Origin of the sequence: Streptomyces sp. NPDC002730, assembly GCF_042888805.1 — a bacterium.
Classification (GTDB): Bacteria; Actinomycetota; Actinomycetes; order Streptomycetales; family Streptomycetaceae; genus Streptomyces.
In genome coordinates this window covers 135,183-155,233 of the sequence record NZ_JBIAQG010000013.1, presented here as the reverse complement: position 1 = coordinate 155,233, position 20,051 = coordinate 135,183, and the positions used below count along the sequence as shown (strand labels likewise).

Sequence of the window (20,051 nt, the reverse complement as noted above, 5' to 3'; positions counted from 1 at the left end):
GATCGACATGCACCGATGGTCTCCGTTAAATGACCGGCAGCTCGCTCTCCTCACCCGCATCGGAGGCGGAGCCGACCGCGTCACGTCGGACAGCCCCGAGTTCGCTCTCACCGCCCGCGCGCTCAAGGAGCGGCGCCTGATCACCATGCCCAAGCAGGATGGGAAGTGGCAGGCGGAGATCACTGACGCGGGGCGCTTCTACCTGGAACACGGCCATCACCCGGACCGGCCGGAACCAGCTCAGCGCAGGCAGCGGTCAACGGACTCCGGCCAACGGACACGACCGGCCCCTCCCCCGCAGAAGCAAGTCACAGCCCCGTCCCCGACGAGGCCGGCGCCGCAGCGCGCCGCCAAGCCCCCACAGCCGTCGCCGGCGGAAATCGGAGCCGCCTTGATCGCGGAGGTACAGCAGGCTGGGCGGTTCCTCCGGATCCCCAACCCCAGCGACCAGGAGCGAGCCCGCTACCGCAGGGCGTTCGACGCGGCCCGGCAGTGTGCCCCCGAGGGATACAGCCTGAAGTACAGCGGGCGGGCGAAGGGGGACTTCTTCCTCGGCCTGCTCCGGGTGACCGGCGAAGACGAGACCGAGTGGAACCGTATCCGGCTGGCGCGCAGCCGTGTGATCACCGATGTCGAGGACGTGATCGCCGCAGTCGGCGCGGACCACAGCGCCTTCGAGATCTCGGAGGAGGTCCTCCCCCGGGTGCTCTCGCTGCTCCGGCTCCTCGCCGAGGAAGCCCTCGCACGCCACGGCGAGATCGCGGTGTCGAAGAAGCGCAGGCAGCCGAGGCCGCTGCTCACCGTCCACGGCAGGACGTACGAGGTCGGCTTCCGCGAACGGCAGAAGCCGGTCCGGTACGTCCCCAAGCAGCCGGGCCGTCGTACGTACGACTGGCAGCGTGTCACCCCAGCCCAGAAGTTCGAGCCGTCCGGCGAACTGGAGTTGCTGGTCAGCCAGCAATCGGGCTACAGCTACGGCTGGAAGAAGGAATGGGCTGACACAGCCAAGAAGCCGTTGGAGGAGCAGATCGGTTCTGTCTTCCGGGCGTTGAAGGCTCGCGCCGAGGAGCAGGAGCGGGCTCGGCTGGAACGTGAGGCGGAGCAGCAGCGCCTGCGAGAGGAGCGGGAGCGGCAGGAAGCAGAGCGTCGGCGCCTAGAAGCTGAGCGGGAGGAACGCGAGCGGCGCGAGTGGGAGGCCGCCGTCAGCGTGGCTTCGATCAAGGCGGTTCACGCAGTACGGGCCGAGCACTTCGGTACGGCCCTTGAGCGGTGGCAGGCGGCAGGGGAGATCCGGACGTTCTGTGCCGCTCTGGATGAAGCCGCCGCGGCGTCGGAAGACAGCCTCGAAGCCGAGAGGCTGCCAGAGTGGTCGGCTTGGGGGAAGACGGAGGCCGACCGGCTCGACCCCACCCTCAGCGGTAAGGGCTTGGCTTCTCTCAACTTCTATGCGGAGCCGACGGGAGATCAACTGCGGCCGTTCCTCGACGGCTGGCACCCACACCGGCCGGAGAAGGAGGAGAAGCCCGCTACTCAGCCGGCACCGGCCAAGGTGGATCCAGATCCGTGGCGCGGTCTCATCGACGCACGTCAGGATCAAGGCTGGCGATATGGACGCCAAGGTCGCGCTCAATGGTGGAGGCGATGACGCCGTGACCGCGGTCGCGTAGGGCCTTGACCGCCTTCTCGACCAGCTCTCCGAGCCGGATGACCTCGGCGCGTAGGGCAACCAACTCGTCGTAGCGGTCGGCCTTGTCCTGGCCGCACCACGCCCGGACGGTTCGCAGGACGGCCGCCTCCGCGTCCAACTTGCGCTCGTCGCGCCGGCTGTAGGAGTACCAGGAGGGCTGCGCACGCTCCTGCTCGATGTCCTGCTGCTTGCGGTCCACCTCCGGAAGGATCTCGTCGGCGATGCGTCCGGCCACGTGGCGGGCGATGCGCTCGGTGACCGGCCACCCGGCCAGGCACATGCCGTGGCGGTTCTCGAACACCATGGTGTCGCCGCAGAGTTCGGCGGCGTCCATGCCGATGAGCGGTGCAGTCTCGTCGAGGCGGCTCAGCTCCAGAACGCCTGCGTCCGCCACCGTTCGGCGCAGGCGCAGCCTGTTCTTTGGGCGAACGAATCCGAGGATCATGCGGGCGGCCTCAAAATCCGTGCTGCCCCGGACGTGGCGAGAGGACTCCACCAGTGCCAACTCCGCCGCGTCGTCCGCGCGGAACGTATCGACATCCGCCCACGGCGCTACGAGAGAGCCGGAATTGACCCACTCCTGCAGGCCGCCGGCATCGCCTTCGAGGAACCGCACGTGGATCCAGCCAGACCTGCCAGGGCCGCCCACTCGAACGACCTCCACCTGGCGCACCGCGCTACCCAGATCCTTCGGCCTCGCGCGGTACGCCCAGTGCTCGCCAATCTCCATGTGCCTATTGAGCCAGGTCTGTTGGACCCATCACTGGGCGTTTGCCATAACTACAGGCGCAAGCTCCTCATCACCAAGTTGACGCCGCTCTGCGAAGCATCGCGCGAAATAGCTTCCCTGCAGGGACGCAAGGAGGCACAGCAGCACGTCCGGCCATCCGCGCTGTCCCTCGCAGTGTTTCTCACCGGACGACGCTCCCTCCACGTACGAGACTCAGTGGCTCGTCGATGAGTTCGCCGGTCGGGGACTTGGTCGCGTTCCACCTGGAACCCGTGGCCCTCCTCCAGAGAGACCCTCACACATAGTCACAGGATGGTCACGAGATGGAATATGCGGGTGATCAAGTGGCTGATCACCAAGAAAATGTCACTCTACGTTTGCCGGGGATATCCGGCGCCCTGTGTGCTGGGGAGCCTCAGTGGCGAGGGGGTGGGGAATGACTACTTACCGTTTCAATCCCCCGCCGGGTTGGCCTGTGCCACCCGCGGGATGGATGCCGCCGCCGGACTGGCGGCCCGACCCCTCGTGGCCCCCGATGCCGGCGGGATGGCAGCTGTGGGTTCCTGAGGCCGACTTCCGCCAGCGACGCCCTCGCTGTCAGCCCTGCCACGGGAGCCTCTGCGGTGCCGACCACGGCCGCTGCCGGGAGCACGACCGCAGTGCCGACGCCTCGAAAGGGAGGGCTGTTCGGGCGTCGGCGTTCGGATGCCGTGTCCGAGGCCGAAGAACTGCGGGCGTGGGTCGAAAGGACACAGGGGCTGGATGCCGCGCAGGTCGCCGGCCTCGTACGGCAGGTCGAAGCGGAGGCCGCTGCACTGCGTGAGCGGACGTCCGCCGAAGCCGCCGAGGAAGCCGAGGAGATCCTCAAGGACGCCCGTGAGACGGCGAAGGAGATTCTCGGCGATGCGCGCCGGACGGCGAAGGAGACCGAGCGGGTCCGCAAGGAGGCCGACCGGCACCGTAAGGACGTATTCGACGCCGAGCGGCGGCTTGCTGAACTGCAGGGCCGGATCGTCAACGCCGACGAGACCGCCATGCTGCAGGAGGCAGGGATCTATGCCTACCGGCATGCGCTGCACGACGCGATCGCCTACCGCAGCAGGCTCGACACACTGCAGAACGAGATCAAGGCGCTCGCCCGTGCGGGCCACGCCGTCCAGGCAGCCACGGACTGGACGGTCAACGGCTCTAAACGCGAGGGCCAGAAGATGGTCCGCGACTTCTCCAAGCTCATGCTGCGCGCCTACAACGCCGAAGCCGACTACGCCGTGCGGTCCATGCGGCCGCACCGGCTGAGCTCCCTCGTCGACCGGCTCTACAAGAGCCGCGAGACGATCGCAAGGCTCGGCGCCACCATGCACATCCGGATCACCGACGAGTACCACAACGCGCGCGTACAGGAGTTGGAACTCACCGCCGACTTCCTGCAGAAGAAGGAAGAGGAGAAGGAGGCCCAGCGCGAGGTACGCGCCCGGGAGCGTGAGGAGGCGGCGGTCCAGCGAGAACTCGACCGGCAGCGCGAGAAGCTGAACAAGGAACTCGGCCACTATCAGTCAGCACTTGAGCGCCTGCGCGAGCGCGGTGACGAGGCGGGTGTGGCGGAGATGGAGGCCAAACTGGCCGAGATCGAGAACGCTCTGCAGGACGTCGAGTCCCGCGCGGCGAACGTCCGCGCCGGCTATGTGTACGTCATCTCGAACATCGGCGCCTTCGGCGATCGTATGGTGAAGATCGGCATGACGCGTCGACTCGAACCTCTGGAACGTGTCTACGAGTTGAGTGGCGCGGCCGTGCCCTTCCGTTTCGATGTGCACGCGCTGATCTTCAGCAAGGACGCGGTCGGCCTGGAGACGGAACTCCACCGACAGTTCGCGTCACAGCGGGTCAACCAGGTCAACAGTCGAAAGGAGTTTTTCTACGCCACCCCGGCGGAGGTGCGCGATGCGCTGCAACGGTTCGCCGGACAGCATCTGATCGAGTTCACCGAGGAACCCCAGGCGCTGGAATGGCGGGCTGGCAGGCGCATGGGCGAAGCCGGTGCGCCTGCCGCAGGCGCAGGAGGAGTTGCCGCCCGGACAGCATGAGGTGCGACCAAGCATCACTACGATCACGGTCATGGACTGGCTGGAGCGGGCCGCGAAGCTGAGGCAGTGGAGCCGGGACGGGGTGCGGGCGCCGCACAAGCCGTTGCTGCTGCTGTACGCGCTGGGCCGCTTTCAGACGGATGCCGCGGACGAGTTGCCGTACAGCGCGGTGGAGGCGGATCTGAAGCAACTGCTGGTGGAGTACGGTCCACCGCGCGAAACCACACCCGCCTATCCCTTCCACCATCTGGTCAGCGACGGGGTGTGGGAAGTGCGGACCGAGCACGGCGCCGGCAGCCCAGGCACCGGGGTGCGGGCACTACGAGCCAGCCGAGCCACTGGGCGGCTGGCCCCGGACCTTCAGGTGGCGCTCCGGCGGGAACCGTCGCTGCTGGGCCGCATGGCCAGGGTGCTGCTAGATCTGCACTTCCCAGCGTCACTGCACCAGGACCTGTGTGGCGCTGTGGGCCTGGAACTGGAACTGGCGGAGACCGGCGCTCTGGCAGCGCCCGAGAGGCGGCAGCGGGACCGCCGGATGCGGGAGATGGTGCTGACCGCGTACGAGTACCAGTGCGCCTTTTGCGGCTACGACGGCATGATCGGCTCGGCGCCTGTCGGCCTGGAGGCCGCGCACGTGCGCTGGTGGGCGTTCGACGGCCCGGACGACGTCGACAACGGACTGTGCCTGTGCTCGCTGCACCACAAACTCTTCGACAAGGGCGTCCTCGGCATAGGCGACGGGCACCGCATCCTGGTCTCGCAGCAATTCATCGGCCGCAGTCAGGCTGCCCGCGAGCATGTCACCGCACTCGCGGGTCGTCCGCTCATAGGCCCTCAACCCGGCCTGCCGCCCATCTCGGCAGCCCACCGCTCCTGGCACACCAGCCAGGTCTTCCACGGCAGCCCACGCGCGGCCGCCGCCTGACCTGTGTTCAATGTGGGATTCCATGGACGGGGCGCACCAAGCATCCCTGATCGCTCCTCATGCTGCTTTCACCGCTGGCATGCGGCTCCCAGTCCGTCGCCTCAGGCAACGCTCGACCTCTCCGCCCGGTCGAAGTGCGGGAGGCGATCCACGCGTGGCCAGGGCCTCGACCATGTTCTGGTCGAGGCCCTCTCACCGCATCGTATGCACCCTCGTCTTCGGCTACTCCACCGCTTCACGGCGCGCTCGCAACAACGTGTCGAGGACACTCACCGGCGAGCGTGCGCTCATTGTCAAGCGGGCATCGAGCGCTGCCTCCCACTGCTCGGTTAGGCCAGCCATGAGGCGCTTGCGCATGCCAGGGGTGACGTGGGCGTAGCGCGCCGAGACCGAGCCGTCGATGTGGCCCATACGTTCGTCCATGAGCACCTTCTCGGTGCCGAGGTCCTCCATCACGGTCCGGGGGGTGTGGCGAAGGCCGTGGGGCGTGAGGCCCTTGGCGATCGGGAGCCAGCAGGCGTCGGCCCGGTCACTGGCGCCACGTCCTCTGGCCGGGACACCAGGCCACGGCTCGCCGAGCAGCGGGACGGGGCGGGCCTCCTGTGGTGCCTTCTTTGGGTACCAGCCGGAGACCGCCGGAGTGAACAGCCACGTCGCAAACCCGTTTCGACGCCAGTGGGCGGCGTGCTCCGCCACCACGCCGCCCCGCACGAAGCCAAGGTCCTCGATGGCCTGCTCCACCCTCATCCGCCTGGCTTCGGTGACGCGGTCAGGGTGGTTGAGGACGTTGGACACTGTGCCCGTGGAGACTTCGGCACGGCGTGCGACGTCGACGAGCTTCGCGCCCTGGTGGCCGCCGGTGCGGGCCGCGCCCTGTCCCCGGAAGACGTAGGTCTTGCCGTGACACGGGCAGGGTTTCGGCTTCGTACGGGCGACATGGTTGGCGACCAAGGCCGACAGCCAGTCCATCGCGTAGATGGTGCGGTAGCTGTCGTCCTTGGGCGGGCAGCGCACGAGCTCGCCGGTGTCGAGTTCGTACAGCTGCCACTCGACGCGGATGGAGCCGGGGCGCGCGAACTCCGGGAGAACCGACTGTTCTCCGCCAACGTCCGTGGCTTCGTCGGAGTCAAGGGCAAGAAGGGCGCTATCAACAGCGCGATCCGTAAAACCGTGCAGGAGCAGCCGGCAAATCTCTTCGTCCTGAACAACGGCGTTACTGCCCTCACCCAGGGAGTCGAGGTTGGTGAGCCCGGCCCCGACGGTCGGCGTGTCATCACGTTGCAGGGTCTGTCGATCGTCAATGGTGCACAAACGACCGGGGCCGTGAGCGACGAAACCCTCCGCAGACAGACCGAGGCCGGCCAGCTGCTGATCCGGTTCGTGGTGTGCGACGACCCTTCGCTCGTCAGCGAGGTGATCCGCACCACGAACCGTCAGCTCGCCACCCTGCCGGCGGACTTCCGCAGCAACGACCGTACCCAGCTGCGCCTCATCAAGGAGTTCCGGCAACTCGGCGACATCGCCTACGACGGCGGGCGCCGCACCGACCCCAGCGACATCGCGGTGGCGCCACCCGCGAACCGCGTCGTGGCGACGACGGCAGCCAAGGCTCTCGCAGCCTTCCACGGTGATCCCTACATCGCTTACAACGAGCCGGGCAGGATCTGGTCGGACGATGGGCTCTACGCCAGCCTCTTCGGCGACCACACCACGGCACGGCATGTGCTGTTCTGCTACGGGTTGCATCGCGCGGTGGAGCAGGCGAAGACCGAGTACGCCGTCAGATGCAGGAACGATCCAGACCTCAAGGGCAACCCGCGCAAGGTGCACGACTTCCTCCAGCGCCGCGGCGCTGTCCCCGTGGTCGTCGATGCCGTCGCCGCCTGCATGGACACCCTGCTCGGCCGCGGCACGCGCGATCCGTTCACTCTCGGGTTCTCCCGGCAGCCCACGCTCCCCAAAGTGATCAAGCACTGGCATCAGGCACTCAAACCCATAGTTCCGTTCCTCCCACACCTCGCACCCGCTCTCCAGCGTGGGGGCTCGAAAGGTGCCGGCGAGCACGACCGGGCAAAGGCGGTTGAGGACGCCCGCACGAACTTCGCCGGGGTGGTCGAATCCCTGAGCGATCAGGAGCACACGAAGACGGTATTTGACGTCTTCCGGCAGAACCTTGGCGAAAGGGCTGACTAGCCGCCGCTACCGCCCCGTCTCCCTAACCAAGGCTCCGCCACTTAGAGGATCCAGAGACCTTCGCGTGCTCTCCCCCGACAACGCCATGTTCGGCACCCACGAACTCATCACCCGGGTCACAGAAGACACAGGTGACGCCGGTAATTTGGGCGTCGTACTCGCGCTGCTCACTCCCGGGACCTGGGCCACCCGGGACGACGTCGCCGACGTACTGCGAGTCGATCCCTCCACCGTTATGCGCTATGCACGGCAGATCCAGTCCAGTGCCTCCGATCGCATCGTCAGCAACGCGGCTCAGCCCGATTCGCAGGCCCAGGCGCACGCCATGCGCAGGGAAAGCACACTCCTGCCACAGTCGGGGACACCGGATCCAGCCCGGAGAGTTACCGTCGAAGCTATGCGCGAAGCTCTGGGCACCGCTGCACCATCCCCACCGCGCCGCGCCTGGCTGGTCCGGGCCTCCGACACGGGCCCCTCTGACCTGCTACAGGACTGGCTGAACGAGGGGTACTGCGGCGTCGAGGCATCACGCTTGCGGGTGTTGGAGCCGGGTAGTGGCGAAGATGCCGTACGTCTCGCCGTCGAAGCCGATTACGCCCATCTCGCCCAAGTCGCCCTGAGAGACAAAAGCGCGGAGATCCACCTCTTCCTGAACCGGATGCGTGAGGGTGACCTGGTACTGACCCCTGCCAGAGAGGGTGATCAGCTGTATCTGGGGGAGGTCACGTCGGGCCCGCACTTCACATCGGACCGGACGGTGGCCCTGACCCGTAGTGTGCGCTGGCTCAATACCGCGGCCCCTATCGATCCCTTCGAGGACGACATACCGGACGGCCTCAACGGCAAGCTCGGCGTCCAACTCGGTGTCGTCGACCTCACAGACCTCGCCGACGACCTCGCCGCCATGCTGCCGACCGAGGTCGGCGCTCCCCCGCCTCCGCCCCGTCGCAGTCTGCACCTCCCCGGGCCGGACGCCCGGTTGGCCGAAGACCTGCATATCCGTCCGCAGGATCTCGACGACTGGATCGAACTCCTCAAGGAACGGCCTCAGCTCGTCTTCTACGGCCCGCCGGGCACTGGCAAGACGTATCTCGCACGCAAGCTCGCTCTGCACCTCACAGCAGGACGACGTGAGCGCGTCACCCTCGTACAGTTTCATCCCTCGTACGCCTACGAGGACTTCTTCGAAGGGTTCCGCCCACGCCAAGGCAAGGACGGGCAGCCCGGATTCGAACTCGTGCCCGGTCCATTCCGGCGCACCGTCGAGAACGCCCGCAAGGACCCGTCCAGCCCTCATGTCCTGATCATCGACGAAATCAACCGGGCCAATCTGGCTCGGGTTTTCGGAGAGCTGTACTTCCTACTGGAGTACCGCGACGACATAGTTCATCTCCAGTATGGAACCGACGATGGCAACGGCTTCACGCTCCCGAGGAATGTCCTCATCATCGGGACGATGAACACAGTCGTGGCAATCCCCTCGGACTGTGGAGATCTTCTAAGCGGCCAGCTCCAAGGCGGAGTTGGCTCGGTGGTCGTGTTCGTAGTCGATCGGACTGCGGTACCCGCACACGCTGTGTAGTCGGTGCGTGTTGTAGAAGCCGGTGATCCAGGTCGCGATCCTCAGGCGGGCCTCGGTACGGGTGGCGAAGGTGTGCCGGTGGACGTACTCGACCTTGAGCACGCTGTTGCACGCCTCGCTGACGGCGTTGTCGAAACACGACCCGACCCGGCCCATGGACTGCGTCACGCCAAGACGCCGACAGGCCCGGCGGTAGCGCCGGGACAGATATTCGCTGCCCCTGTCGCTGTGGAAGATGACGCCCTTGACGTCGCCGCCACGGGTGGCCGCGGCCATGTTCAAGGACGCAACGACGAGTTCTGCGTCGTGACGTGCACCCATCGCGTAGCCGAGCAGGCGGCGCGAGAACAGGTCGATGACGGTGGCCAGATACAGCTTGCCCTCACCGGTGGCGATCTCTGTCATGTCGCCGCACCACACCTGGTCCGGAGCGTCGGCGGTGAAGTCGCGGCGGACAAAGTCCGCGAACGCGGGCCGTTTGCCGGGGCGGGTCAGCCCGCCCCGTCGGCGGATCTTCCGTCCGGCCAGGCCGAGTTCGGCCATGAGACGCGCGACGGTGTTCACCGAGACGCGCCAGCCGGCGCGGATCAGGAGGAGCCAGACCTTCGGAGAACCGTAGGTGCCGCCGGAGTTCTCGAAGATCTGCCGGATCGCGTCGGACAGCTGTCCTCGCCGCACTTCACGAGCGGTGGTGGGCTTGTCGCGCCACTTGTAGAACCAGGACTCCGACACTCCCAGAACCCGGCAGGCCAGGCGGTGCGGGACGTGGTGCTCGGTCCTCTGGTTACCGATGAACGCGGCCAGGGCGGCCGGGTCCGTTTCGGTCACTTCACCCAGAGGACCATGCATCGCTTGAGGACATCACGCTCCATCTCCAGCTCGCGGATCCGCTTGTTCTTCTCCGCCGCATCCCGCCGCAGTCGCTCCAGCTCGGCCCGCTCGGCTTCGCGCAGCCGCCCGCCCGGTGCGGGCTCGGCAGGCTGGTCGGACGACGCCGACCCATTGCGCCGCCACCGCGACACCCAACTGTGCAGTGTGCCGGAATGCACACCGAGCTCCTCGGCGACCTCCGGGATCGGCCTGCCTGTCTCGATCACAATGCGTACAGCAACTTCACGAAACTCAGGCGTGTACGGCCGTTGCTTGGACCCCATGAACCCCAACTTCCCCTGCAATCACGGACTCCACGCTACGAGGGGAGGGACAGTCGACCGGTCGGTGGCACGCGTCGACGCGGCCATGCGGCGACGCTTTTCCTTCGTTGAGCTGCATCCCACCGGCGAACCCACCTCGTCCATGCTGCGCAGCTGGCTCCGCAGCGAAGGACTTCCGGACACCGCAGTCCTACTCCTGGAAGAGCTCAACAGCCGCATCGCCGAGCGGGACTTCCAGCTCGGGCCGTCCTACTTCATGCGCCGTTCGCTGTATGAGGAGCCGGGCGCGCTCGCCCGCGCCTGGCGTACCTCGATTCTGCCGCTGCTCGCCGACCAGGAACCTGGCGACACCAGCGATCGGTTCGCGCTAGACGAGCTCCTCGATGAGCTCGGCATCGAGGAGGCGTCACTGCTGCGTCAGGCTCCCTCAGCCGATGAAGCTGATGGCGAGGACGTCAGCGGTCCGGCATGACGCGCCTCGACCTGTCCGAGAGCGGCAAAGCCATTCAAGCGGAACTCAGCCCGCGCCAGGCAGCTGCTCTGACCTCGTCTCGCATCGTGCGAGTGGAGCCAGGCCGCCGCCCGGGTCTGTGGCGAATCAGCGGCAACCGGCTCGTCGGGGCCGCGCGAATCGAGGGCATCGACGTCCGTATCGCACCCAAGACACCGGTCGCACGCCTGCTGTTCCTCCTGGCGTACACCGCGGCTCCGGACCGCTGGTACCCCGAGCCCATCGAAGCATCGGAGCGTGACGGACTGCTCCCGGCGGTGGCGTACGCCTTCGTCAGAGCCGCTGAGCGCGGCCTGCGCCACGGCGCCCTACAGGGCGTGAGTGTCAATGCGACGCTGCCCGTCGTGCGCAGTCGTATACGTCATTCTGATCAGCTGCGTCGGCACTTCGGCAGAGCCTTCCCCGTGGAAGCAAGCTACGAGGAATTCACCGAGAACATCGCAGAGAATCGCATCCTACGCTCGGCGGCCCGGCGTCTCTTGGCTCTCCCTGGGGTGCCGACAACCTGCCGTCCCGAGCTCAGGCGGGTGATCGCCGCACTCCCCGATGTGGACGACGTGCCATCGACGCGGGCTTTGCCCGACTGGACTGCCAGCCCTGACAATGCGCGCTTGCGTACCGCAATTCGTCTCGGCGAGCTCGTCCTGCGAGGAGCTTCATACGAACTCGACGACGGCGGAACCGTCCCCGTGGATGGGCTGCTGATCAACATGGAAAAGGTCTTCGAGGACTTTGTCGCTGTATCGCTCCGGGAAGCACTCCGTCCGTACTCCGGATATGTGATCACCGATGGCGGCCGCCACTTCCTCGACGAGGCGCACCGGATCCGCCTCCTTCCCGATGTCATTTGGTGTCGCGGCAACGGCACAACTGCCGGGGTGGCCGACGCCAAGTACAAGGCAGACTCGGTGCGCGGATTCCCGAACGCCGATCTCTACCAGATGGCCTCGTATTGCCTCGGTCTGGGACTCGACCGCGGGCACCTCATCTACGCTGCGGGCGAGAGACCAGCCCTGCGTCACACCGTTCGGCACTCCGGCATTGAGCTCATGCAGCACACCGTGCCGCTGGCTGCTGAGCCACCCGCAGTACTCACCGCCATGTCACGAATCGCAGCCACACTCGCTAATGAATCGTGATGGTTTAACGAGAACACCGTAAGAAGGCTCAATAACATCCCACCACCCGGTGGTATCCCCCCGCCGTCTTCCTGCCGAAGTTCACGGATCAGGCCGATCATTGCCGGTCATACCCCGTGGTGCGGGGCCCTCGGTGGGGCGAGGAGCAGGAGCGCTCTGCTCTTCCGGCTCGGTTATCGGTTCCCGGAGGACGCCGGCCTTCGCTGAGATGTCACGTAGGAGCGCGTCCCGCAGGGTGCGCAGCGTCGCGATCTTGGCGACCAGGAGTCGCGCCATGGCGTGCAGCGGATCGGCCATCGTGTGGAAGTCGTTGCGCGTGAACCGGTCCGGCCAGGTGACCTCCAGGCGCTTCAGGGCGCCAGCGGAGATTTCCCGGCCGTTCTGGCCCTGCGCCAGCCGTGCGATGTCGCTGCGCCTGCTCCTGAGTTCGTGGAGCAGCCACCAACCATCCTCGTCCTCAATAGGTCGTACGGCCACGACGCCTCTGAGAGGTGTTGCTGGTCGACGCGGCACAGCGATGTGTGCGCCGTCGGAACGGGTGCTCAGCATCAAGGTGCCGGGAGGATGTGCCTCGCCGTCGATCGCTGCACTGCTCAGACGGAATCTCTGGACGTGGGGCACGGGGAGGTCGTAGAGATCTTTGGGGGCGATTACGTCGGCTACATCGGTGGTGGGTTCTGTGGGCAACGGGGGAAGCGAGCGTTCGGAACCTTTGCCCGTCTTCGGCTTGGCGACCTTCGCAAGCGGTCGTGTCTTCCAGGGCGGAATCGTCGACGCCCAGTCGTCATGGAGGGCGTCGGCCAGTTCCACCGCCTTGCGGGCGGTCTCCTGGTAGAGGGCGGTCATCTCCTCGATGAGGCCGAAGGCCAGGTGGTATGCGTTGATGACGTCTGGCGGAGGCAGCGGAAACAGCATGCGGTGGAGGGTGTCGAGGCTGATGGTGGGCTCGACATGTGCCGTCACGTCCTCGTCGATGCGGGCCTTCGCCGTGGGTGTCTGTAGCCAGATACGCAGCCACCGCACTATGTGCGGCTCAGCGCGAATGATGCCGATCGACCTGGTCGCTGTACATCCCGCGTGCTCGGCGGTGACCAGTGCGGAATCGCCCACCCGTCGGACGAGTACGACGGCCAGGTCGCCCTCCCTGAGGGTTGCCCGGTTGGGCGGGGATGCGCCCGGCCGACACTCGTTGACCCTGGGCGAGAGGATCCTGCCGTCCTGGACGAACGACGAGCTGACGACTCCTGCAGCCTGATCGGCAGCCGCGTCGTCGAGAAAACCGGAAGTGGTGTAGATGCGCCTGCGGGTCCGCTCGATTTTGATGGAGGTCGTCTGCCAAACCGCTTTACCCGAGGCGACCTGGTCGGCATTGGCTTCCATCAGATCTCCTCCAAGACGTCCAGCAGTCGGAGTTCCAGGTCGCCCATCTGGTCGAACTGATCGGCCAGTTCGAGCTTGAGCTGCTCGACCCGGCTTCGCGTGTCCCGTTCGGGGCTGGGAGGCTCCACGGCGTACGAAGTCGGCATCAGGTTGAACTCGCGGTCGGCGATCTCCTTGGTGGAGGAGCTTCGGGACCAGCCAGCTGCGTCGTTGTACGGCGAGGCCGTGGCACCGTTCTCGGAGAGGCCACGCCAGGCCGCCAGGGTGGCCAGGATCCATGCCGTGTTCTTGTCGCCCAGCCTCCGTGCTCTCGAATCCGGGACCGGTTCGAAGGCTCGCCGCGCGTTGACGAACAGCACCTGCTGGCGACGGTCCCGGACACCCCAGCCGGGGCGCGCGCTCTTGTCCTTGTTGAGCACCCACAGACAGGCGGGGGCCTTGGTCTGACCAAACACGCGAGGCGGCAGAGCGATCACGCATTCGACTAGATCGTCACGCAGGAGGCGTTCGCGGAGCCTTCGGGTGACGGGTTGTCTGCTGTTGGCCACGCTGTCGGCCATCAGGAAGACGGCACGTCCGGCCGGAGCCAGCGCGTGCGCGATGTGCTGGATCCACGCGGAGTTGGCGGACCCTCGGGACGGCGGTTCCTCCGGCCACCGAGGATCGACAGGGAGCGTGAGAGCCGACCGGCGGGTACCCTGCTCCGTCTTGTCCTCCGGTGCCCAGTCGCGCTGGTTGAAGGGAAGGTTGGCCAGGACGATGTCGTGGGGCTCGGGTTCGGGCTCCGCGAGGCTGTCCCCGGGCGGGAAGACGTGAGCCGTGATCCCCCGCACCGCGAAGTTCATGCGGGCCACCTGTGAGGTGTGGGCGTGCTGTTCCTTGCCTTGCAAGGACATGGCCGGGTGCAGCTCAACCTGCTCGCGGACATAGCGGTGACTCTCAACGAGCAGTCCCCCTGAACCGCAGACCGGGTCCAGCACTCTGTGCCCATCGCGGGGGACAGCAGCACCGACCATGAGACGCGCCATGTCACCCGGCGTGAAGTAGTGGCTGCCGTCAGCCTGGGCATGGTCCGCCGAGAGGTCACGGAGGCACTGGTCGAGCAGGGGCCCGACCCGCTGGGTGGAGCCGATGGCCTGGATGAGAGCGTGCAGTGATTCTTCGGAACCGGAGGGCGGAACGGGCATTAGGCTCCTCGTGCCCACGTCGGCGCCCTGTTCGTCGACTGCGGGAAGCCAGTGGCTCAGACACTTGCTCACGGCAGCGCGGATTCCTGAACCGCGCCCTGCCGGCTGACCCAGCAACCACGACCATGTCGGTACGCCGGTGCCGGGAGCGACGTGCGCGGTCCGGCTCAGGTACAGCAGCCCGAGGACGAGGCGAGTCGCGTCGTGCGCGTTCATCAACCGCGAGAGGTACGTGCGGTGTCGGCGCACCTTCACGAGCACCTCGTCGAGCGAGGAGGCACCCTCGGCCTCCACGTGTCCTCCAAGGGCACTCATGTCGCTCACGAGCCCACCACACCCAGGGCGCCCATGACCACGATGAGGAGCGTCAGGGAGCCGGCGAAGGTCAATGCTCCGGTCTTGAAGGCCGCCGTGGGACGCCCTCCCTCGACGACGGTCACGACGCTGCCGGCCAGAGCAGCGACGAGCGCCATGAGGACTGCGATGATCACGTACATCAGCCTCAGCTGCACGACGTGGTTCCTTCCTGAGGTCGGGGGATCTCCCAGTGGACGAGTGAGCCGGAGATCCCTGGCTTCAGGAAGGACAGTAGAAGACGCAGGCCGTACGCCGCTGGGTGCACGCCGTTTGGGATTTCTCTAGGCACGCGCCCGGAGTTCAAGCACTCTAGGCTAGTGCACGTCGTTTGGGATTCAAGACAGCGAGTCGGCGAGGCGGGTATGTCCGGGCCTTCGACTCACTATCCGAATGGGTAGGCGAAAGAGCCTTGCCCGGAGCAGTGGACGCTCTACGCAGGTACTGAGTCCAGGACACCTCGACGACGCCGTCCCATGACCACCAAGGCGGCTTGGTGCAAGCCCGATCTCGCCTGCACCGCCTACGCCGCGTCAGCTGCCTCCGTCGCATCCGCGATCCGAAGCAGCCGGGCCAACTCTTCCCGCCCGCGCCTGATCAAATCGAACGCCACCGCCGGGTCCGTGTCCGGGGGCAGCGGGGTATCGGTGAAGACATCCGTAAGGGTGTACCGGCCGAGCAGCCACCGCTGCAGTGCGCGCCAGTCGGCACCCCGGTCAAGCGGTAGGCCGTCCGCCCACGGCAATGCCTCGTACCGGGTGCCGTCGATGCCGTTGGCGTGGAGTAGCCCGGAGCGGCGCACGAGGCACGGGAAGCAGACGCCGCAGTTGGCGATGGGAGGGCCGCCACTTCGGCGGGTTGGCGGCTTGCCGCAGCTCAAGGTGGACTCCAGGTCGGACGGGGCGAGGCCCGCATCACGTCCGGCCTTGCACACCTCGCCTTTCGTGAGCTGTGCCAAGGGGTTGACCACCTGCACCGCACTCTCCGTGTCACTCACGGCAGTCACCAAGGCGTTGAGACTGGCCAGCGTCCGCGGGTGCACGGAGCGCGTGGAGCAAGCGGCCGAACGTGCTGGTGTCAGCGGCGGATTGAGGGCGAGTTGGCCGTTCTCGGGGATGTGGACGGTACCCACCCCGTGCGCGGTGGCCGCGCGGATCGCGCCCGCCGCGTACAGCAGACCACGAGTGCGGGAGGAGGTCTCCAGCCGCGACCCGGAGCCGTCGCCCGCCGGTGTCTGGCTCATCGGTAACAGCAGCACCGGCCGTGCTCCGTCCAGTTGCTCGACAGCCTTGTACACCCGCTGCTGGAGACGCAGCAGGCCGATCTCACGGAACATCACGAGCAGCAGCGGTCGGGAGTCATCGGCGCGCGAACGGGTAGCGGCCCAGCTGAGGGAATCCAGTCCGCCGGAGAACAACGCGACTTCCGAGGCACGCGGGTCGTCGGGAGAGATCATCGCCTCCTCGACGTAGTGACCGGTGAGGGGACGGAAGTCCACGTTCCAGAGGTCCCCGGTGAGGACTTGGAGAAGCGCAGTGAGGTGGGTACGGACCGCTGCGCTTGCCCACCGCTCGTGTTCCGTGACGGGTACGGCGAGGCTGATGCGGCGGGTCCACCTGTCCCGTACTCCGGTCCGGCGTACGTACTTGTCGGCGATGAAAGCCGCCCTGGCGACGCGGAACAGGTCCTCGGCCCAGTCGGGGACGGAACCGGGCAGATAGTGCCGGCCGGTGATGCGGCGCTCCTTTTCCTGGAAGGACTCCTCGCCGATCTCCGTCCAGCGGTCGCCACGAGGTCGGTCGCTCCGAGGACCGCGCCACCACAGGAAATCGTCAGAATCGGTCACGCCGCAGCTCCCTCGACTCCGGTGATCTCCTCGGTGATCAGGCCAAGCACCTTTCCGACCGCCCGCGGTACCAACAACTCGGCGATCTTGGGCAATTCAGCCGACGGGTCCTGCAGAGCGTCCACCGCTGACTGCGCGGTATCCACACCCTGTGCAAGGTCCGTCGCTTCGGCGGACTCCTCACAAGGATTCGGCACCAGGTCCACTACCTTCTCCGCGACCCAGTCGGCGATCCTGCCTTCCGGATCGGCCGCGATGAGCACCGGGACCGCCAGCTTGACGTGCTCGGCGACAACGGACCTGAGGAACTCCCCCACTATGTCCGCGAAGAACACCTGGTAGAGATCGCACAGGATGTCCCAGGTGAAGCCGGCGCCTCCGCCCATGGCGTCGTCCAGCTCGGGATGTCTGCTCCGGACATCGCGGACCGCCGCGGCCGTCCCCCTGCGCACCGCGGCGTCGGCGAGTGTGCCGCCGTCCCCACCGATCTCCGAGACGAGACGTGCGACGAGCGCGTCCTCCGACTCCGCACCCTCTGCGGCCAGCGACCCAAGGGCTCCGGCGAGCCGTTCACCGGCCGCACAGGCCGTGTCGTACAACCCGAAGGCCGATCGATCGGCACGGAGAGTCTCGTGCAGGGCGCTCAGGTGATCCGCCGCGATCTCCTCTAACCGCTGATCCGCGTTGCGCGAGTCATCCCGCCAGCGCGCCAACCGCCTCCCAGCGGAACTCCACCGATCGCCGTTCGGCCCCTTCCATCGCGTGGATGTCCCCACATCGCCCCCAACGATGGTGTCCCAACCAGCCACTTCGTCCATGGCATCAGACCGGACGATCCCCAGGTAGGGCGGGACTCGGCCAGGGCTCCACGGACCAGCCAGGTGCTGAAACAGCCAGGGGTATCACTTCGCGTGATACCTACACCCAGATACGTGACCAGTCGTAGCGCTGAGTCACAGACGCCCCGCAAGTACCGGTTCGGGGCAGGTCACGGGCTGGCAAGATTGGCCCTTGCGTCGTGTGCCCTGTCGTCCGTGCTCTCTGCAGCGTGGCCCCTGACGGCGTATCAAATCAGCAACCTCCGACTGCCCCGCTCCAGACGACACCAGTCGCCTGAAGGCCGCTTGCGATCCAAGTCCGGTCACAAGTCGTCATCCGGCATACGGGCAGCCGGCGCACGGGGCGGCCACGCCAGCATGGATTCCACGGTCGTGCACGAGAACACGGTGCAGCGAAGGGTGAAGCCCATGGCCAAGCTCACGGAGGAGCAGAAGCGGCAACGAGCCTCCAAACGTGCTCTGCGCTCGACCCTCGATGCCGAAGCGGACGACCGTCGTCGCCGCGAGCGGGATGAACGGTGGAAGCGAGAAGGTACGTGCCTCAGCTGGGCGGAGTACGTGGCCGGTGAGCCCTGTCGCGGTTGCGGTCAGCCCATGCAGGATGGGCTGGGGGACTGGTATCCCCTCATGAGATTGTCCGAGTCGGAGAAGCGCGAGTACGAGGAAGCCAGCCAGAGGTTCCGCGAGCGGCACGCCGACTGCCGGGATGCTCGGTGGTCCGTCAGCGGTTCTCGGGTGACGCACCGCTGCTTTTGTTGCCCGCCACCGCCGATGGGGCCGAAGCAGATAGAGAAGCTCGCCAGCCTGTTCGCGTCCTGGCCTTCACGGGAGGAGAGCAAGAAAGACCTCGATACTTGGGACCTCACTCTCCGTTGCGACCATGTGGTGCCTCACATTCAGCATCGCGAGCACAGCCGCGTTTCCACACGCGTCGTCGACTGCCCGGAATGTGGAGAGCGTCGCGGAGTAGTGGGCAGTGAGCGGGTAGGGCCCGCATACCGCGACGACGGGACCATACGTGAGCGCTCGGCAGCGGATCGAGAGCGGCACGCCCGGGAGCTGGCAGCCGCTGAGGCGAAGTTGACCCGTCAGCAGAAGAGCGCGGCGGCAACCCAACGGCGCATCGCCGAGCTCCAGGGTGAGCTCGGCAGCGAGTCTTGATGAGACGAAGCGCAGTCGGCGGCGCCGCGTCATTTCCCAGCATCGCTTCCCATGGGGTGCCGGCCGGGAGCCCTCGTGTGTCGAGGTGTCAGGACTCAGCGGCCGAATCACGCCCCGGCCAATGCTTCGGCGGAGTGACGGCCGGGTCCGTGATCTGGAGTCGCTTCTGCCGGGTCGGGTCGATCGACGTCAGGGCGACGAGACGCTGGCCGTCGGCTGTTTCGAGTTCGGACAGGGCGTGGGGAAGGGCCGCGCAGACGGTGGCGATCGCCGTGCCCAGGCCCACCAGGCCACCGTGTTTGTTGTTCTGGCGGTACTCGATGCGATGCAGGCCCGACTGTGCGATGGCCGTCACTTCGAGTGGCCGGCTGAGCTGCTTGGTGTCATTGGTGATGACGACCTCGAAGCCGTCGGCCTTGGCTTTGGCGTACAGCTCGATGTCCTTCGTGCCCGTCCAGCCCTTGAGATCGTGGACGTGGACGACTTCATGTGCCTTCAGCAGGATGCGCACGATCTCGGCCATCGGGCGGGGCACATTCTCATCAAGCAGCAGTTTCAAGCGACGGCCTGCCGGGGCTCACTGCTGCCGTAGCTGTCGACGTACTCGCTGAAGTCGGCCGCATCGCGGGCAGCCTCGGCCGTCACGCCTGGGTAGAACTCACCGATCTGGTCCGGCGGGATGCCGTCTCTTACGAGGGCGGCGACATCTGATGCCGGGATCCTTGTGCCTTGGATGACCGGTTCGCCACCTCGGACCGACTCGTCGACCGCGACGTGCTCACGGGGGGTGAGCAAGGCGGGAATGCTGCGGCCGTCCTTGTAGAAGGGAGCGAGAACATCCACCATCTGGTGGATGACCACGTTGCCCCCCTTGATCAGGTCCACGGCGTGGTCAGGCTCGGCCAGGTAGATGGTGTCCGGGCCCGCGACGAGTTTGTACGAGGAGAGGTGCTCCCACTCGCCGAGGTCCTCCCGGAGCGTGTTCAGCGCACGGCGGATCTTCTGCAACGAAGCCTCTTCGCGCAACTGCACACAGATGCGGAGTGCGACAACGTCGCGGAACGAGTAGAGGATCGGCCTCTCGCTGGAGATCTCGGGCACGAGCACGGCGCCGTTGGGCCCGGAGGCTCGGCGCCAGTGGGACAGCTGGCGCAGCGTCGCGCCGGAAAGAGCCGCGGCGAGTTTGGGTTCGTACGACACCGCGCGCGCCTCCTTCCGCCCCCGCCGATACGGGCCTGAACGTACCCCATTCTCCTGGAAGCCACTCGGCGCAGAAGCC

General features: G+C 66.7%; 18 protein-coding genes and 1 pseudogene. 8 read left to right on the top strand and 11 right to left on the bottom strand.

The genetic code is table 11. The features are described 5' to 3' along the window. Nucleotides 1–391: 391 nt before the first annotated feature. The gene (locus ACFYXH_RS30640; protein ID WP_389569674.1) at nucleotides 392–1,645 is read left to right on the top strand and encodes a hypothetical protein; all 1,254 of its coding nucleotides are present in this window, start codon (nucleotides 392–394) and stop codon (nucleotides 1,643–1,645) included. Here ACFYXH_RS30640 and ACFYXH_RS30635 read toward each other — a convergent pair. After that, on the bottom strand, nucleotides 1,575–2,417 hold the full coding sequence (locus ACFYXH_RS30635) for a PE-PGRS family protein (protein WP_389569671.1): 843 nt from the start codon (nucleotides 2,415–2,417) through the stop codon (nucleotides 1,575–1,577). The two genes, ACFYXH_RS30640 and ACFYXH_RS30635, sit on opposite strands and share 71 nt — an antisense overlap. A 710-nt stretch (nucleotides 2,418–3,127) precedes the next feature. Between ACFYXH_RS30635 and ACFYXH_RS30630 the strand changes: the two genes are divergently transcribed. Both ACFYXH_RS30630 and ACFYXH_RS30625 read left to right on the top strand, forming a co-directional pair. After that, a complete protein-coding gene (locus ACFYXH_RS30630) occupies nucleotides 3,128–4,501 on the top strand; it encodes a DUF4041 domain-containing protein (RefSeq protein WP_389569668.1) in 1,374 nt (457 codons plus the stop codon). Nucleotides 4,502–4,532: 31 nt separating this feature from the next. Further along, nucleotides 4,533–5,426: a phosphorothioated DNA-binding restriction endonuclease gene (locus ACFYXH_RS30625; protein WP_389569664.1), complete on the top strand. Its 894-nt coding sequence runs from the start codon at nucleotides 4,533–4,535 to the stop codon at nucleotides 5,424–5,426. Nucleotides 5,427–5,648: 222 nt separating this feature from the next. Here the strand turns inward: ACFYXH_RS30625 and ACFYXH_RS30620 are convergent. Further along, nucleotides 5,649–6,503 (bottom strand): annotated as a pseudogene (locus ACFYXH_RS30620) (LacI family DNA-binding transcriptional regulator); the annotation flags it as partial. Between ACFYXH_RS30620 and ACFYXH_RS30615 the strand changes: the two are divergent. Both ACFYXH_RS30615 and ACFYXH_RS30610 read left to right on the top strand, forming a co-directional pair. Beyond that, a complete protein-coding gene (locus ACFYXH_RS30615; RefSeq protein WP_389570035.1) occupies nucleotides 6,468–7,619 on the top strand; it encodes an AIPR family protein in 1,152 nt (383 codons plus the stop codon). The pseudogene ACFYXH_RS30620 and the gene ACFYXH_RS30615 overlap by 36 nt on opposite strands. Before the next feature lie 64 nt (nucleotides 7,620–7,683). Continuing rightward, complete coding sequence (locus ACFYXH_RS30610; RefSeq protein WP_389569661.1) at nucleotides 7,684–9,201, top strand: McrB family protein; 1,518 nt, start codon at nucleotides 7,684–7,686, stop codon at nucleotides 9,199–9,201. Here the strand turns inward: ACFYXH_RS30610 and ACFYXH_RS30605 are convergent. Both ACFYXH_RS30605 and ACFYXH_RS30600 read right to left on the bottom strand, forming a co-directional pair. Beyond that, on the bottom strand, nucleotides 9,118–10,029 hold the full coding sequence (locus ACFYXH_RS30605; protein WP_389569659.1) for an IS3 family transposase: 912 nt from the start codon (nucleotides 10,027–10,029) through the stop codon (nucleotides 9,118–9,120). The two genes, ACFYXH_RS30610 and ACFYXH_RS30605, sit on opposite strands and share 84 nt — an antisense overlap. Further along, nucleotides 10,026–10,355 (bottom strand): transposase, encoded by a 330-nt coding sequence (locus ACFYXH_RS30600; protein WP_389569655.1) that lies wholly within the window; start codon nucleotides 10,353–10,355, stop codon nucleotides 10,026–10,028. Before ACFYXH_RS30600 ends, ACFYXH_RS30605 begins: the two co-directional genes overlap by 4 nt. An 85-nt stretch (nucleotides 10,356–10,440) precedes the next feature. On the opposite strand from ACFYXH_RS30600, the gene ACFYXH_RS30595 reads away from it, so the two are divergent. Beyond that, complete coding sequence (locus ACFYXH_RS30595) at nucleotides 10,441–10,827, top strand: hypothetical protein (protein ID WP_389569652.1); 387 nt, start codon at nucleotides 10,441–10,443, stop codon at nucleotides 10,825–10,827. Next, nucleotides 10,824–12,005 carry an McrC family protein gene (locus tag ACFYXH_RS30590; protein WP_389569649.1) on the top strand — a complete coding sequence of 394 codons (1,182 nt, stop codon included), beginning with the start codon at nucleotides 10,824–10,826 and terminating at the stop codon, nucleotides 12,003–12,005. The genes ACFYXH_RS30595 and ACFYXH_RS30590 overlap by 4 nt, the downstream gene beginning before the upstream one ends. Before the next feature lie 81 nt (nucleotides 12,006–12,086). Here ACFYXH_RS30590 and ACFYXH_RS30585 read toward each other — a convergent pair whose 3' ends face one another. From ACFYXH_RS30585 to ACFYXH_RS30565, 5 genes are all read right to left on the bottom strand, one after another. Continuing rightward, nucleotides 12,087–13,385, bottom strand: coding sequence for a hypothetical protein (locus tag ACFYXH_RS30585; protein WP_389569646.1), 1,299 nt, complete (start codon nucleotides 13,383–13,385; stop codon nucleotides 12,087–12,089). Then, a complete protein-coding gene (locus ACFYXH_RS30580; RefSeq protein WP_389570032.1) occupies nucleotides 13,385–14,887 on the bottom strand; it encodes an N-6 DNA methylase in 1,503 nt (500 codons plus the stop codon). Before ACFYXH_RS30580 ends, ACFYXH_RS30585 begins: the two co-directional genes overlap by 1 nt. A gap of 5 nt (nucleotides 14,888–14,892) precedes the next feature. Next, nucleotides 14,893–15,084 (bottom strand): hypothetical protein, encoded by a 192-nt coding sequence (locus tag ACFYXH_RS30575; protein ID WP_389569643.1) that lies wholly within the window; start codon nucleotides 15,082–15,084, stop codon nucleotides 14,893–14,895. Nucleotides 15,085–15,449: 365 nt separating this feature from the next. Then, nucleotides 15,450–16,772, bottom strand: a complete 1,323-nt coding sequence (locus ACFYXH_RS30570) for a 7-cyano-7-deazaguanine synthase (protein WP_389569641.1) — start codon at nucleotides 16,770–16,772, stop codon at nucleotides 15,450–15,452. Next, nucleotides 16,769–17,485 (bottom strand): hypothetical protein, encoded by a 717-nt coding sequence (locus ACFYXH_RS30565; protein WP_389569639.1) that lies wholly within the window; start codon nucleotides 17,483–17,485, stop codon nucleotides 16,769–16,771. The genes ACFYXH_RS30570 and ACFYXH_RS30565 overlap by 4 nt, the downstream gene beginning before the upstream one ends. Before the next feature lie 534 nt (nucleotides 17,486–18,019). Between ACFYXH_RS30565 and ACFYXH_RS30560 the strand changes: the two genes are divergently transcribed. Next, nucleotides 18,020–18,772, top strand: coding sequence for a hypothetical protein (locus tag ACFYXH_RS30560; RefSeq protein WP_389569636.1), 753 nt, complete (start codon nucleotides 18,020–18,022; stop codon nucleotides 18,770–18,772). Nucleotides 18,773–18,860: 88 nt separating this feature from the next. Here ACFYXH_RS30560 and ACFYXH_RS30555 read toward each other — a convergent pair whose 3' ends face one another. Together ACFYXH_RS30555 and ACFYXH_RS30550 are read right to left on the bottom strand one after the other, a co-directional pair. Continuing rightward, nucleotides 18,861–19,331 (bottom strand): DUF5615 family PIN-like protein, encoded by a 471-nt coding sequence (locus ACFYXH_RS30555; protein WP_389569633.1) that lies wholly within the window; start codon nucleotides 19,329–19,331, stop codon nucleotides 18,861–18,863. Then, the gene (locus ACFYXH_RS30550; RefSeq protein ID WP_389569630.1) at nucleotides 19,328–19,972 is read right to left on the bottom strand and encodes a DUF433 domain-containing protein; all 645 of its coding nucleotides are present in this window, start codon (nucleotides 19,970–19,972) and stop codon (nucleotides 19,328–19,330) included. Before ACFYXH_RS30550 ends, ACFYXH_RS30555 begins: the two co-directional genes overlap by 4 nt. Nucleotides 19,973–20,051 lie beyond the last annotated feature (79 nt).